13 protein-coding genes are annotated in these 14,073 nt (G+C 71.7%); 6 read left to right on the top strand and 7 right to left on the bottom strand.

Features of this window, described 5'->3' with window-relative positions:
• Positions 1 to 67 precede the first annotated feature (67 nt).
• Complete coding sequence (locus tag QOL88_RS04990; protein WP_097215264.1) at positions 68 to 517, bottom strand: MarR family winged helix-turn-helix transcriptional regulator; 450 nt, start codon at positions 515 to 517, stop codon at positions 68 to 70.
• An 86-nt stretch (positions 518 to 603) separates the two neighbouring features.
• Here QOL88_RS04990 and QOL88_RS04985 point away from each other — a divergent pair, with 86 nt between their 5' ends.
• Positions 604 to 2,406 (top strand): ABC transporter ATP-binding protein, encoded by a 1,803-nt coding sequence (locus QOL88_RS04985; protein WP_097215263.1) that lies wholly within the window; start codon positions 604 to 606, stop codon positions 2,404 to 2,406.
• A gap of 43 nt (positions 2,407 to 2,449) precedes the next feature.
• A complete protein-coding gene (gene mltG / locus QOL88_RS04980) occupies positions 2,450 to 3,298 on the top strand; it encodes an endolytic transglycosylase MltG (RefSeq protein WP_097215262.1) in 849 nt (282 codons plus the stop codon).
• Positions 3,299 to 3,322: 24 nt separating this feature from the next.
• On the opposite strand, the gene QOL88_RS04975 is transcribed toward mltG, so the two are convergent.
• Positions 3,323 to 4,399: an NAD(P)-binding domain-containing protein gene (locus QOL88_RS04975; RefSeq protein WP_097215261.1), complete on the bottom strand. Its 1,077-nt coding sequence runs from the start codon at positions 4,397 to 4,399 to the stop codon at positions 3,323 to 3,325.
• A gap of 185 nt (positions 4,400 to 4,584) precedes the next feature.
• Between QOL88_RS04975 and QOL88_RS04970 the strand changes: the two genes are divergently transcribed.
• The gene (locus tag QOL88_RS04970; protein WP_097215260.1) at positions 4,585 to 5,787 is read left to right on the top strand and encodes a serine hydrolase domain-containing protein; all 1,203 of its coding nucleotides are present in this window, start codon (positions 4,585 to 4,587) and stop codon (positions 5,785 to 5,787) included.
• 43 nt (positions 5,788 to 5,830) lie between these two features.
• Here QOL88_RS04970 and QOL88_RS04965 read toward each other — a convergent pair whose 3' ends face one another.
• From QOL88_RS04965 to QOL88_RS38800, 4 genes are all read right to left on the bottom strand, one after another.
• The gene (locus QOL88_RS04965; RefSeq protein ID WP_097215259.1) at positions 5,831 to 6,862 is read right to left on the bottom strand and encodes an ABC transporter substrate-binding protein; all 1,032 of its coding nucleotides are present in this window, start codon (positions 6,860 to 6,862) and stop codon (positions 5,831 to 5,833) included.
• A gap of 69 nt (positions 6,863 to 6,931) precedes the next feature.
• Positions 6,932 to 7,672: an ABC transporter ATP-binding protein gene (locus QOL88_RS04960; RefSeq protein ID WP_097215258.1), complete on the bottom strand. Its 741-nt coding sequence runs from the start codon at positions 7,670 to 7,672 to the stop codon at positions 6,932 to 6,934.
• The gene (locus QOL88_RS04955) at positions 7,645 to 8,514 is read right to left on the bottom strand and encodes an ABC transporter permease (protein ID WP_097215257.1); all 870 of its coding nucleotides are present in this window, start codon (positions 8,512 to 8,514) and stop codon (positions 7,645 to 7,647) included. The genes QOL88_RS04960 and QOL88_RS04955 overlap by 28 nt, the downstream gene beginning before the upstream one ends.
• Positions 8,515 to 8,648: 134 nt before the next feature.
• Positions 8,649 to 8,732 (bottom strand): putative leader peptide, encoded by an 84-nt coding sequence (locus tag QOL88_RS38800; protein WP_349817350.1) that lies wholly within the window; start codon positions 8,730 to 8,732, stop codon positions 8,649 to 8,651.
• A 185-nt stretch (positions 8,733 to 8,917) separates the two neighbouring features.
• On the opposite strand from QOL88_RS38800, the gene QOL88_RS04950 reads away from it, so the two are divergent.
• The gene (locus tag QOL88_RS04950; RefSeq protein WP_097215256.1) at positions 8,918 to 9,340 is read left to right on the top strand and encodes a secondary thiamine-phosphate synthase enzyme YjbQ; all 423 of its coding nucleotides are present in this window, start codon (positions 8,918 to 8,920) and stop codon (positions 9,338 to 9,340) included.
• Positions 9,341 to 9,621: 281 nt separating this feature from the next.
• Here QOL88_RS04950 and QOL88_RS04945 read toward each other — a convergent pair whose 3' ends face one another.
• Positions 9,622 to 9,978, bottom strand: a complete 357-nt coding sequence (locus QOL88_RS04945; protein WP_097215255.1) for an aldo/keto reductase — start codon at positions 9,976 to 9,978, stop codon at positions 9,622 to 9,624.
• 47 nt (positions 9,979 to 10,025) lie between these two features.
• On the opposite strand from QOL88_RS04945, the gene QOL88_RS04940 reads away from it, so the two are divergent.
• Together QOL88_RS04940 and QOL88_RS04935 are read left to right on the top strand one after the other, a co-directional pair.
• Positions 10,026 to 10,268 (top strand): hypothetical protein, encoded by a 243-nt coding sequence (locus QOL88_RS04940; RefSeq protein ID WP_097215254.1) that lies wholly within the window; start codon positions 10,026 to 10,028, stop codon positions 10,266 to 10,268.
• Between the two features lie 296 nt (positions 10,269 to 10,564).
• Positions 10,565 to 14,056: a SpoIIE family protein phosphatase gene (locus tag QOL88_RS04935; RefSeq protein ID WP_257027512.1), complete on the top strand. Its 3,492-nt coding sequence runs from the start codon at positions 10,565 to 10,567 to the stop codon at positions 14,054 to 14,056.
• Positions 14,057 to 14,073 lie beyond the last annotated feature (17 nt).

Genomic DNA, 14,073 nt, shown 5'->3' with positions numbered 1-14,073 from the left:
AGTGGGCCGCGGCCGCCGCTTCAGCAGGACGAGCGGAGGCCGCGGCCCGCTGTCGTGTCCCGGTCCGTCAGCAGGGCTCCGCCGGCGTGCCGTCGACCAGGGTGTTCAACAACCCTCCGAGCGCCTCCCGCTGACACCCCGTCAGCGGCGCGAGGATCTCCTCCGCTGCCGACCTGCGCGCCGCCCGCAGCTCGCGCAGTGCGTCCCGGCCGTCGTCCGTGAGCTCGATGCGGATCACCCGCCGGTTCGCCGGGTCCGGGACCCGCCGCACCTTGCCGCTCGCCTCAAGGCCGTCCACCAGCGTCGTCACGGCCCGCGGCACCACTTCCAGGCGCTCGGCCAGATCGGCCATACGCGGCGGCGACCCCCAGTGCGCGAGTGTGCGCAGCAGCCGGGACTGGGCCGGGGTGATGCCGAGGTCGCGGTGCTCCAGATGGCGCTTCTGGATGCGGTGCACCCGGCGGGTGAGCCGTAGCAACTGCTCGGCGAGCAGACCGTCGGGGTCGGGCGTGGTCATGCGGGAACAATATCAGGATGCAGTTCATTGTGAGCATAGGTAACAATGAGCTGTGATCCGATCCGCCGCGTCTCTCGTAGGAGCCCATGCATCCCGACCGTGAAGCCCCCTGGACCCCACCGGCCGACTCGAAGGAGCAGCCCCGGCAGGTCCGCCGCATCCTCGGCCTCTTCCGCCCCTACCGGGGCCGTCTCGCGATCGTCGGCCTGCTGGTCGGCGCCGCGTCGCTGGTCTCGGTCGCCACGCCCTTCCTGCTGAAGGAGATCCTCGACGTCGCGATCCCCGAGGGGCGCACGGGCCTGCTCAGTCTCCTCGCCCTGGGCATGATCCTCAGTGCCGTTCTGACCAGCGTCTTCGGAGTCCTCCAGACCCTGATCTCCACGACGGTCGGCCAGCGCGTCATGCACGACCTGCGCACCGCCGTCTACGGCCGGCTCCAGCGCATGTCCCTCGCCTTCTTCACGCGCACCCGCACGGGCGAGGTGCAGTCCCGCATCGCCAACGACATCGGCGGCATGCAGGCCACCGTCACCTCCACCGCGACCTCCCTGGTCTCCAACGTCACCAGCGTGGTCGCCACCATCGTCGCGATGATCGCCCTCGACTGGCGCCTGACGGTCGTCTCCTTGCTGTTGCTGCCGGTGTTCGTGTGGATCAGCCGCCGCGTCGGCAACGAACGCCGCAAGATCACCACCCAACGCCAGAAGCAGATGGCCGCCATGGCCGCCACCGTCACCGAGTCGCTCTCCGTCAGCGGCATCCTGCTGGGCCGCACGATGGGCCGCTCCGACTCGCTGACGAAGTCCTTCTCCGACGAGTCCGAGGAACTCGTCGACCTGGAGGTGCGGTCGAACATGGCAGGCCGGTGGCGCATGGCCGTCATCACGATCGTCATGGCCGCCCTGCCCGCCGTCATCTACTGGACCGCCGGCATGGCCCTGCAACTGGGCGGCCCGGAAGTCTCCATCGGCACGATCGTCGCCTTCGTCTCGCTCCAGCAGGGCCTGTTCCGCCCGGCCGTGAGCCTGTTGTCGACCGGTGTGCAGATCCAGAGCTCGCTCGCCCTCTTCCAGCGCATCTTCGAGTACCTCGACCTGCCGATCGACATCACCGAGCGTCCCGACCCGGTGCGACTCGACCGGATCAAGGGAGAGGTCCGCTTCGAGAACGTCTCCTTCGGCTACGACGACAAGGGCGGCCCGGTCCTCGACGGCATCGACCTCACCGTCCCCGCGGGCAGCAGCCTCGCCCTCGTCGGCTCCACCGGCGCCGGCAAGTCCACGCTGGGCTATCTGGTGCCCCGTCTCTACGACGTCACCGGAGGCCGCGTCACCCTCGACGGGACCGACGTCCGCGACCTCGACTTCGACACCCTGGCGCGCGCGGTCGGCGTCGTCTCGCAGGAGACGTACCTCTTCCACGCCTCGGTCGCCGAGAACCTGCGCTTCGCCAAGCCCGACGCCACCGACGAGGAACTGCGCCAGGCGGCGAAGGCCGCCCAGATCCACGACCACATCGCGGCCCTGCCCGACGGTTACGACACCGTCGTCGGCGAGCGCGGCCATCGCTTCTCCGGCGGTGAGAAGCAGCGCCTGGCCATCGCCCGCACCATCCTGCGCGACCCGCCGGTGCTCATCCTCGACGAGGCCACCAGCGCGCTGGACACCCGTACCGAGGCCGCCGTCCAGGACGCCATCGACGCCTTGTCGGCCAACCGCACCACCCTCACCATCGCCCACCGGCTGTCCACCGTGCGCGGCGCCGACCAGATCGTGGTCCTCGACTCGGGCCGTGCGGTCGAACGCGGCACGCACGAGGAGCTCCTGGAGGAGGGCGGCCGGTACGCGGCGCTGGTACGCCGGGACGCTCAACTGGAACCGACAAGCTGAAAATATGCCGGGTTTGTGACGCTATGCGGGTTACCGTGCCCGCATGCAGAAGAACACTCCGCCACGGAGCACGATTCGACTGACGCGCAGGGGCCGCATCGCCCTCGTCGCGACCGGAGCCGTCGTGGTCGGTACCGCCGTGGCGGTGCCGCTGCTGACCCTGGGGACCGAGGAGGAGAGCCGGCCCACGACCCTGGCGGTCCCCGAGGGATGGCGCGCCAGCCAGGTGTACGCGGCCGTCGACAAGGCCCTCGCCCTGCCCGCCGGCAGCACGAAGAAGTCCCTGGACAAGGCCGCCCTCAAACTGCCGAACGACGCCGAGGGCAATCCGGAGGGCTACCTCTTCCCGGCCACCTATCCGCTCCAGGAGAAGGTCACGCCGGACAAGCTCCTCGCGCTGATGGTCGACACCGCGAACGAGAAGTTCAACGGCGCGCCCATCGCCGCCGGGGCGCAGCGCAACGCCATGAACGTGTACCAGGCCGTCACCATCGCGAGCATCGTCCAGGCGGAGGCGGCCACCAGGGCCGACATGGGCAAGGTGGCCCGGGTGATCTTCAACCGTCTCGAGCGCGGCATGCCGTTGCAGATGGACTCCACCATCAACTACGCCCTCAACCGCTCCACCCTGCGTACGACGGAGAGCGACACCCGGATCGAGAGCCCCTACAACTCGTACCAGCGCATGGGCCTGCCGCCCACGCCCATTGCCAACCCCGGCGAGGAGGCGATGCGCGCGGCCATCAACCCGCCCCCGGGCAACTGGCTGTACTTCGTCACCGTCCGCCCGGGCGACACCCGCTTCACCGCGGACTACCAGGAACACCAGCGCAACGTCGCGGAGTTCAACGCGCAGGCGAAGAAGAAGAGCGGGTCGCGGGCGGCCGGGTGAGGCCCTGGTGGGCCTCACCCCGTGTCACGCCGCGGCCGGCTCCCGCTCCAGCAGCCGCCGGATGTCCCGTACGGCCGCGCGGCCGGCGCGGTTGGCTCCGATGGTGCTGGCCGACGGTCCGTAGCCGACCAGATGGATCCGGGGGTCCGCGGCCGCGTGGGTGCCTTCCATGCGGATGCCACCGCCCGGGGCGCGCAGCCGCAGTGGCGCGAGGTGGTCGATGGCGGCGCGGAAGCCGGTGGCCCAGAGGATGACGTCGGCGTCGATGTGGCGGCCGTCCCCCCAGTCCACTCCCGTGGGCGTGATGCGGTCGAACATCGGCTGACGGTCGAGCACCCCGTCCTCGATGCCCTGCCGGATCGCGTCGTTGAGCGGCAGCCCGGTGACCGAGACGACACTGCGGGGCGGCAGCCCCTGCCGCACCCGTTCCTCGACGAGCGCCACCGCCGCGCGGCCGGCGTCCTCGTCGAAGGGGCCCTCGCGGAAGACCGGCGGGCGCCGCGTGACCCAGGTGGTGGCCGCCGCGTAGGAGGCGATCTCCAGCAGGTGCTGGGTGCCCGAGGCGCCGCCGCCCACGACCACGACCCGCTGCCCGGCGAACTCCTCGGGGCCGGGGTACCGCGCGGTGTGCAACTGCCGCCCCCGGAAGGTCTCCTGGCCCGGGTAGCGCGGCCAGAACGGCCGGTCCCAGGTGCCGGTCGCGTTGATCAGCGCCCGGGTCGACCACACACCGTCCGAGGTCTCCACCAGCAGCCGCCCGCCGGACCCCTCGCGCACGGCCCGTACGTCCACCGGGCGCCTGACCCGCAGGTCGAAGGTCCGCTCGTAGCGGTCGAAGTACTCGCGGATCACCTCGGCGGACGGGCGCTCAGGGTCCGCGTCCGTGAGCTCCATGCCCGGCAGGGCGTGCATCCCGTGCACCCTGCCGTACGTCAGCGACGGCCAGCGGAACTGCCAGGCGCCCCCGGGGCCGGGGGAGTGGTCCAGCACCACGAAGTCGCGGCCCGGCTCGAAACCGGACCGGCGCAGGTGATAGGCGCCTGCCAGACCGGCCTGACCAGCGCCTATGACGACTACCTGGACCTCGCGCGTATTGTTCACTCTTCTACTAACCGGGACGGGGTCGTGGATCTTCCCACGCTGGATCTTCCCACGGTGGATCTTCTCGGCGGAGGGCGTGGCTCCGAACGAGTGGACTCCTCCCCGCCCGAGCCGCAAGGCGGTCCCCGCCACCGATGCGGGTGGTGATGTTCCTTCGTCCCGCCCCCTCCGGAAGAGGCGCCCCGATGCGACGTACTCCCTCCCGTCGTCTGTTCGCCGCAGCACTGCTCGTGGCGTCCGTGCTGGCCCCGATGGCGGTGATGCCCGCCACGGCGGCCCCGGCCCCCGGCGCCGCCCGTCACGACCGCGGCGACTCCCCGCGGCACGGTCTCGGACCAGAACTCACCGAACGACTCGACCGGGCCGTCGCCCAGGCCCGCGAGCAGGCGGACATCCCCGGTGTCGTCGTCGGGCTGTGGGTGCCGGGCAAGGGGAGCTACGTCCGCGCCACCGGCGTGGCCGACACCGTCACCCGCCTGCCGATGACCGCCGACTCCTACGTGCGGATCGGCAGCGAGACCAAGACCTTCACGGTCACCGCGCTGCTGGAACTCGTGGACGACGGCAGGGTCGGGCTGGACGACCCCATCGCGAAGTACGTCAGGGGCGTGCCGAACGGACACCGGATCACCCTGCGCCAGCTCGCCGGGATGCGCAGCGGCCTGTACCCGTACACCGCCGACGCCGACTTCATCCACGACCTGCTGAGCGACCCGGAGCGGTACTTCAACCCCCGCGAGGTCCTCACCTACGGCTTCCGGCACGCGAACACCTTCGGGCCGGGTGAGGACTTCCAGTACTCCAACAGCAATCTCGTCCTGCTGGGCCTGGTGATCGAGAAGGTCACCGGCCGCAAGCTCGCCGATGTCCTCCAGGAGCGGGTGTTCCGCCCGGCCGGCCTGCGCCACACCCTCTTCCCGCAGGACGACGAGTTCCCCGAGCCGCACCCGCGCGGCTACACCGACCAGACGCTCAGCGGCGAGGTCGAGGACGTCACCGACTGGAACCCCAGCTGGGCCTGGGCGGCCGGAGCGATGATCTCGGACCTGCACGACCTGCGCCGCTGGGCGAAGGTCGTCGCCACCGGCGAACTGCTCAGCCCGCAGACCCAGGCCCAGCGCCTGAGGATGCAGCCCACCGGCTACCCCGGCACCGATTACGGCCTCGGCATCTTCGAGACCAACGGCTGGATCGGCCACAACGGCTCGATCCCGGGCTACGAGACCGTGACCGTCTACCTGCCCTCGCAGAAGGCCACCCTGGTCATCATGATCAACTCGGATGTCGTGGTCGACGGCCAGGAACCGTCGACGCTGCTCGCCCGGGCGATCACCGCGGTCGCGACCCCCGACAACGTCTACGACGGCTCGGTCGTCACCAGGCCGTGACGCGCGAGGCCCCCGCCCGTCGGCGGGGGCCCCTGCCGCCGCCTCACGACCCGGTGGAAGGGCGCGCCGGGGTCGTCGACGGGGGCAGGTCGCCGTTGAACCGGGTGTCGGTGAACTCGGCGAAGTCCACCGTGCGCGGGATGAGCTTCAACGACGTGAAGGTGTCGGCGATCTCCTGCTCGGAGGCGATCAGCGGCTTGTCGACGGCGACCGCGATCCGGGTCGTGTAGGTGCGCTTCACCGCCGCCAGCGCCACGTTCTCGGGGAGGCCGGTGTCCTCGGCCCAGACCTTCGCCCACTCCTCCTGGTGGTCGTACACCCAGGTGTAGGCGCGCCGCAGCCGCTCCAGATAGTCCTTGAGGGCGGCCGACTTCTTCTTGTCCTTCAGCGCGGCCGGGGCCGCGACCTGGAAGGTGTGCCCGTTGGTCACACCGTCGCCGTCGGTCAGTACCCGCCCCTGCTTGCCCTGGAGGATCTGGGAGGTGTACGGGTCCCACACCGCCCACGCGTCGACCTTGCCGGAGGTGAACGCGGCGAGAGCGTCGGCCGGCTGAAGGTACTTGACCTTGACGTCGCTCAGCTTCAGCCCGGCCTTCTTCAGGGACGCGACCAGTTGGAAGTGGGCGGAGGACCCCTGGGCGACGGCGACCGAACGGCCCTTCAGCTGCTCGGGGTTCTTCAGGGGCGAGTCCTTCGGGACGAGGATGGTGTCGCCCTTGGACGTGCCGTGCCAGGCGGCCACGACCTTGATCTTCGAACCCGCACCGGCCGCGAAGACCGGCGGGGTGTTGCCCACGCCTCCGGTGTCGACGGCCCCGGCGTTGACGGCCTCCAGCAGCGGCGGGCCGGAGGTGAACGTCGACCATTTGATCTTGTAGTCGAGGTCCTTCAGTTCCCCGGCTGCCCGCAGGATGGCCTCCGAACCGCCCTTCTGGTCACCGACGTTCAGGGTCACGGAGCCCTTGCCGTCGACGCGGCCCCCGGACGTACTGGCCGCCGAGTTGCCGCCGCAGGCGGAGAGCAGCAGGGCGAGGGGGAGGAGCAGGGCGGCGGGGGCGAGGCGTCGTCGTCGCATGGTGGTGGTTCCGTTCGTGTGGGTCGTACGGGGCGTACGGGCGGTACGCGTACGCGTGTCCGGGGAGGTTCAGGCGGCTTCGGCGGCGGTCGCCTCGACGCCGAGGCGTTCGAGGAGAGCGGCGCGCAGGGCGGCGAAGCGCGGATCGGTGATGTCGCGGGGGCGGTCGAGGTCGATGCGCTGCTCGTGGGCGATGACCCCGCGGTCCATCACCAGGACGCGGTCGGCGAGCAGTACGGCCTCCTCGACGTCATGGGTGACGAGGAGGACCGCGCAGCCGCGGCGCTGCCACAACTCGCCGACGAGCCGCTGGGCCTTGATACGGGTGAGCGCGTCGAGCGCGCCGAACGGCTCGTCGAGCAGCAGCAGATCGGGCTCGCGCACCAGCGCCCTGGCCAGCGAGGCGCGTTGAGCCTCGCCGCCGGAGAGGGTCTTGGGCCAGGCGTCCGTGCGGTGGCCGAGGCCGACCTCGTCCAGGGCCTGTTCGGCGACGGCGCGCTCGGGCTTGCCGGGCAGGCCGAGGAGCACGTTGCGCCACACCTTCTTCCACGGCATCAGCCGCGGCGCCTGGAAGGCGACGGCCTTGCGGCGCGGCACCAGCACGGTGCCCTCGATCTCGCGGTCGAGCCCGGCGAGGATGCGCAGCAGCGTCGACTTGCCGCAGCCGCTGCGGCCGAGCAGGGCCACGAACTCGCCCGGCCGGACGTCCAGTCGCAGATCGTCGATGACGGCTCGGCCGTCGAAGGAACGGGTGAGGCCCTCGACGTGGACCGCCTGGGAGGTCACCGGCCGGTGAACGTCGGTCGCCATTGCAGCAGCACCTTTTCGAGAGAGCGGACGATGAAGTCGGCAAGCAGGCCGAGGAAGGCGTAGACGACGAGGCAGACCACGATCACGTCGGTCCGCAGGAAGTCCCGCGCCTGCACCATGAGGAAGCCGATGCCTGAGTCGGCGTTGACCTGCTCGGCGAAGACCAGCGCGAGCCAGGCGATGCCGAGCGAGTAGCGCAGGCCGGTCATCGCGCCGGGCAGCGCACCCGGCAGCACGACATGCCGTACGAGACCCCACCGCGACAGTCCGAGGGACTCCCCGGCCTCGATCAACTGGGCGTCCACGCCGCGGATTCCGGCGTAGACGTTGAGGTAGAGCGGGAAGGTCACGCCGAGCGTGATGATGGCGACCTTGGGAGCCTCGCCGATGCCGAACCAGATGATGAACAGCGGGATGAGCCCGACGAACGGCACCGTCCGCAGCATCTGAACGGGCGCGTCCACGAGGTCCTCGCCGATCCGGAACAGGCCCGCGACCAGGGCGAGTCCGGTGCCGACGACCAGGCCGAGCAGCAGCCCGCCGGCGACCCGCTGGAGCGAGGTGCCCATGGCCGCGGGCAGGGAGCCGTCCGCCAGCATGTCACCGCCGACCCGGGCGATCCGGCCCGGCGAGGCGAGCACGTCCGGGGGCAACGCGCCGGTGCCGCTGAGGAGTTGCCACAACACCAGCAGCAGTACCGGGCCGGCGGCGCGGCGCAGCCAGCGCGGGACGCGGGTGCGCCGGGAGGAGGCGGGAACGAGGGGCTGGAGGTCGAGATCGGGAACCGATACAGGCGAGATATCGGATTTTTCGGACACGGGTGGGGCGTGGCTGATGCTCATGAGGGCTCCACAGGGGGAGAGCGCGGGCCGGGCGAGGCACGCCTCGCCACCGCCGTGCCGACGCGATCAGGAGCGATCAGCGGGCAGGCGGAACGAGGGCGAGGAAGCCGGGAAGAGAGAGGAGGGAGAGGGCGTCAGCAGCCGCGGCGACACGCGGCGGAGGCCACCCGCAGCAGGTCGATGTGACCGCGCGTGGTGAGCAGAGCTGAACGCAACATGTGGCCGAACCTAGCCAGCTGGCATGCGCACGGTCAACGGCGTCTCGATCAGTGGGACGTCCATATCGCCAAGCGGCCCGGCGGGACCTGGGGAGCCTGGTGCCCGGCCTGGCGGGGCCGGTGGAAGCCCGGCGCTCGGCCTGGCGGGGCCGGTGGAAGCCCGGCGTGTGCGTCAGGATGGGGGCATGTCAGATGTCTTCACCACCCGAGTTCTGAACGTCAGCACCGGCGCCGCCGAGAAGGTCCTCGATATCACCGGCGACTGCGAGTCCTTCCTGCGGGAGGCGGCGGGCGGCCGTGACGGCCTCCTCAACGTCTTCGTCCCGCACGCCACGGCCGGTATCGCCGTTCTGGAGACCGGTGCCGGCAGCGACGACGACCTCCTGGCCGCGCTGCACACCCTGCTGCCCGCCGACGACCGCTGGCAGCACCGGCACGGCAGCCCCGGCCACGGCCGCGACCACGTCCTGCCCGCCCTCGTCCCGCCCCACGCGACCCTGCCGGTGCTGGGTGGCCGGCTGGAGCTCGGCACCTGGCAGTCGGTGTGCCTGGTGGACACCAACAAGGACAATCCCGACCGTCGGGTTCGACTGAGCTTCCTGGGCTGAGCAAGATCGTCCTGGGCCTGGCCTGGAGGAACGAGCGGGGCCTCATTCAAGCCTGCGACGGCACGACGCCTACCGGCCGCTGGGGTCGCCGAGTACAACCTGAAGCAGGCGCTGGAACTGGTCCACGCCTGAATTGCCGGGCGCCGCAGCTTGTTCGCCGAAGCGGCAGGTGAGGTTCCATGAGGCCGCAGCCTTTCGCGTCCTCGGCCCTCCGCAGTCGCGCAGGCGCCCTGAACCCGGAGCCTCACACGAGTCCGGTACGCGCCGGACAGCAGCACCGACTAGCTGAGTACTGTCAGGTCGGGCTCTTCGCGCGCGTAGTCGAGCAGCTCGTCGCTGATGTGCGGGTTCACACCGAAATCGGCGCCCGGCCGCGGCCGCAGGTAAGTGTGGCGCTGCTGGACACAGGTGAAGCCGGGCAGCCCCGCGGCCCTGGCGATCTCACGGGCCTTGGCGATGCGCCAGGCGGCGTGGTTGCTGCACCCGATAACCCGAACCGGGCCGTCGGTCACCAACGAGGCGAAGGTGGCGACGGTGTCGTCCAACGGTGTGTGACGGTCCTCGATGTGGGCGAAGTAGACGTCGTGATGGTCGGTGCCCAGACGGCGCATGCCGGCCTCGGCTTGGGCCCGGACCACCTTGTGGGGCAGGCCTTCCGCGTGCTGCGGCCAGGGAGCGCCCAGCGATGCCCATCATCACTCTGCTCCCGCCGCTGACCGGCACCCCCGCCGCCTGGACGGTGGTCACGCGGCTCTGTATCTGGACCGGCGTGTACGTCGTCATCGTCGGCGTCGCGCTGTTCCACCCCCGCCGCTCCCGCCGGAAGGAAGCCCGCGAGATCCTGGACTGCCACCTCAGCCAGTGTGGTGGCGTCGATGCTGAGACGGCATCCGGAGCGTGCGACGCTCTTTCGTCACCTGGCGCATGACCTTCGCATCGGCCGCATGACGAAGCCAAGCCGCACTCGCGCGGAGCACTTGCGCTGGTGGGAGCGGGGGGCGGGGTGGTCCTTGCGGAGGTTGGCGGACACCAGCAAGGACAGGCCGGAACGGAAGGTGCGCCTGAGTTTCCTGGGGTGAGCGCGGCCCCTCGGGCCCTGCCTGCCGGACGCCGGGGCGGCCGGGTCTCGGCGCGCCGTGACGCCCGCCCGTAATGCCCGTATCCTCATCAATGCCAGATTCTCTTCCGAGCTGCGGAGTACCGCGGGCGCAAGTGAGGCGAAGCGTGGTTCGGTCCGGCGAGGAACCCAGGCCGGCGGGGCGTGCGACGGACGGCACGGGGCCCGCCAGTCTTCGTGAGCTGTTCCTCCAGGGCGATCCGGTCGAGACGGGCGTGCGGACGTCCATCCTGAACTCCTGGCGACGCTCCCGGTCCCTCGGGCTGTCACCGGACACGTCCGACCTGCCATACCGGGAGGACTTCGACCCGGGCGGCCGTATCGTCCGGGCGGCCCTGCCGGTGCTCGACCGGCTGCAGGCCACGTTCGCCGGCAGCCAGGTCAACATCTCGGTCGCCGACGCGAACGGGACGGTACTGCTGCGCCGCTTCGGGGATCCGGCGATGACCAGAAGCCTCCCGGCCATCCAGGTCGTTCCGGGGTTCGTGTTCGCCGAGCAGGTCGCCGGTACCAACGGCATCGGGCTGGCCCTGGCGGAGCGACAGCTCATCCGCGTCTACGGCGCCGAGCACTTCGCGGAACGCTCCCAGCAGAGCGCCTGCGTCGCCCTGCCGGTCCGTGACCCGCTCAGCGGGTGCATCGAGGGCGTCCTGTGCCTCGGCTACCCCCGTGGCTTCGAGCGGCCCGCACTGGGCATCGCCATCCGCCGGGCGGCCGAGGGCATCGAGCGGCGGCTGCTGGGACAGAGCTCCGCGCGCGAGCGGGCCCTGCTGCGGACGTACCTGGCCACCGGGGCCGACACGGCCGGTCCGCACCGCGGTGTGGCGTTGGACGCGCTGGCGAATGAGTTTCACCCCCGTGACCAGGCGATCCTCAGAGCGAAGGCCGCTGAGCTGATCTCCGGGGCGCAGTTGGGTGCCGCCGAGGTGACCCTGCCCGACGGCCGACGGGTGACGCTGATGAGCCGTCCGGTGACGAGCGCCTCCGGCGTCCGGGGCATCGTCATCGAGGCCGTTCTGTCCGTTTCCCCGGCGGGGGAGCCGTTGGCCATACCGCACCAGATGGACGAGCTGTCCGGCCTCACCGCCCTCGCCGTCCCGCTCTCCGCGCGCCCGGCACTCGCCCTGCCGTCCGGACACGTCGCCGCCTCCGTCGACCCGGTCGTGACGCCCCACAGGGATGGCAGGGCCGACTTGAGCACCGTCGGTGCCTCGGAGCCGGCCACGGCGACCGGCGCCCCGAGCGTCGCGACCGTCTCGAAGCCGGCCGCGGCGGATGGCACCGTCGCGAACGTCCCGGAGGCCGTCATGGCGGATGGCACCGCCCCGAATGCCCCGGAACCCGTCACGGCGGACAGCCGTCGGCCCACCGCAGGGTTCGCCACAGCCGACGGCGGCAAGGCCCCGGCCGTGCCCGCCGCCGGCGACGGAGTCCAGGCCCCGGCCGTGCCCGCCGCCGGCGGAGTCCAGGCCCCGATCGAGCCCGCCACGGCCGACAGCGGCCGGAGTCCCGTCGAGCCTGTCGAGCCGGAGGACGGCGATAGAAGCGCCGCGCGGTCCGTCGCGGCGGAGGGACGCACCGCAGGGCTCACCCCGACCGGCAGCCACCCGGGTACCGCCGAGCCCGTCACGCCGGGTACCGCCGAGCCCGTCACACCCGACAGCACCCACGCCCAAGCCGCGCCCGCACCCGACAGCACCCGCGCCCAAGCCGAGCCCGTCACAACCGCAGGCACTCGCGCCCAAGCCGCACCCGACAGCACCCTCCCAGAGCCCGAAGCGCCCCCCACGGCCGCCGGAGCCCCGACCGGCGCGCAGCCGGCCCAGGGCCTCGCAGCCGCCGGAGGCGGGGGCGCGGCGGCTGAGCACTCCGAAGCGGCGTTCCCGGCCCGAGGGCTGGTGATGCTGGGGGAGCCGCAGGTCGGGGCCTACGCGCTGGCCGCCCGTCGGCGTCTGGAGCTGCTGTCCGAGGCCAGCACCCGCATCGGCACCACCCTGGACGTCCGCCGCACCGCCGAGGAACTGGCCGAGACCGCGGTCCCCGGGCTGGCCGACTTCGTCACCATCGACCTGCCCGACGCCGTGCTGCGCGGCGAGGAGTCCGCCGACCCCCTCGCCGACCTGCGCCGCACCGTCGTCCACGGCATCCGCGAGGGCCTGCCCTTCACGCCGCCCGGCAAGCGCGTCGACTTCGGCCCGACCACGCCCCAGTTGCGCTGCCTCAGCAGCGGCGAAGCCGTACTGGAGCCGGACCTGAAGGCCGCCGCGGGCTGGCTCGCCCAGGACCCCGAGCACACCGCGCGCCTGCTGGCCCACGTCCACTCCCTCATCGCGGTGCCCCTGGTCGCCCGCGGTGTCGTCCTGGGCGTCGCCGGCTTCTACCGCGCCGGAAGCCCCTTCGGGGACGACGACCGCTCCCTGGCCCAGGAACTCGCCTCCCGCGCCGCCCTGTCCATCGACAACGCCCGGCGCTACACCCACGAGCGCACCATGGTCCTGGCCCTCCAGCGCAGGCTCCTCCCGCACGGCCTGCCCGACCAGGACGCCGTCGAAGTGGCCCACCGCTACCTGCCCGCCGAATCCGACGTGGGCGGCGACTGGTACGACGTCATCCCCCTGTCCGGCGCCCGAGTCGGCCTCCTCGTCGGCGATGTCGTAGGCCACGGCATGCTCTCCGCGGCCACCATGGGGCGGCTGCGCACCGCCGCCCGCAGTTTCGCCGAGCTCGACTTCCCGCCGGAGGAGGTCCTCACCCACCTGGACAACCTCGTGGGCCGACTGGACCGGGACGACCCGGACGGCAAGGGCGCCGGTGTCATCGGTGCGACCTGCCTGTACGCCGTCTACGACCCGACCGTGCAGCGCTGCCTGATGGCCCGCGCCGGACACCCGCCGCCCGCGGTCGTCCGTCCCGACGGCACCGTGAACTACCCCGACCTCCCCGCCGGGCCCCCGCTCGGCCTCGGCGGCCTGCCCTTCGACGCCGTCGAGGTGGGCCTTCCCGCGGGCAGTCAGCTGGTCATGTACACCGATGGGCTCATCGAGGACCGGCACCGCGACGTCGACCTGGTCCTGGAGCAGTTGCGCGAGGCCCTGGCCCATCCCGAGCGGGCCCCGGAGGAGACCTGTCAGGCGGTCCTGGACACCGTGGCACCCGCCCACCCGCACGACGACATCGCCCTGCTCGTCGCCCGTGTGCACGCCCTGGACCCCGACCGGATCGCGACCTGGGAGCTGTCCGCCGACCCGGCCCTCGTCGGAGAGGTCCGGGCGTCCGCCATGCGGTGGTTGTCCGACCGGGGGCTCGGCGAGACCGCGTTCGCCGCGGAGCTGATCCTCAGCGAGCTGATCACCAACGCCATCCGGCACGGCGCCGGACCCATCCGGGTGCGGCTGCTCTACCGAAGGACACTGATCTGCGAGGTCTCCGACGCGAGCAACACCGCGCCGCACCTGCGCCGGGCCGCCAGTACGGACGAGGGCGGACGCGGTCTGTTCCTCGTGGCGCAGCTCTCGCAGAGCTGGGGCACGCGCTACCTGCCGGAGGGCAAGGTCATCTGGGCCGAGTGCGGGCTCGACGGGCGTGATGCGGCGTGGTGATGCGGCGTTGACGCGGC

It is taken from the genome of Streptomyces sp. Ag82_O1-12, assembly GCF_900182715.1.
Taxonomy (GTDB): Bacteria; Actinomycetota; Actinomycetes; order Streptomycetales; family Streptomycetaceae; genus Streptomyces; species Streptomyces massasporeus.
This window is presented reverse-complemented; position numbering and strand designations above follow the sequence as displayed.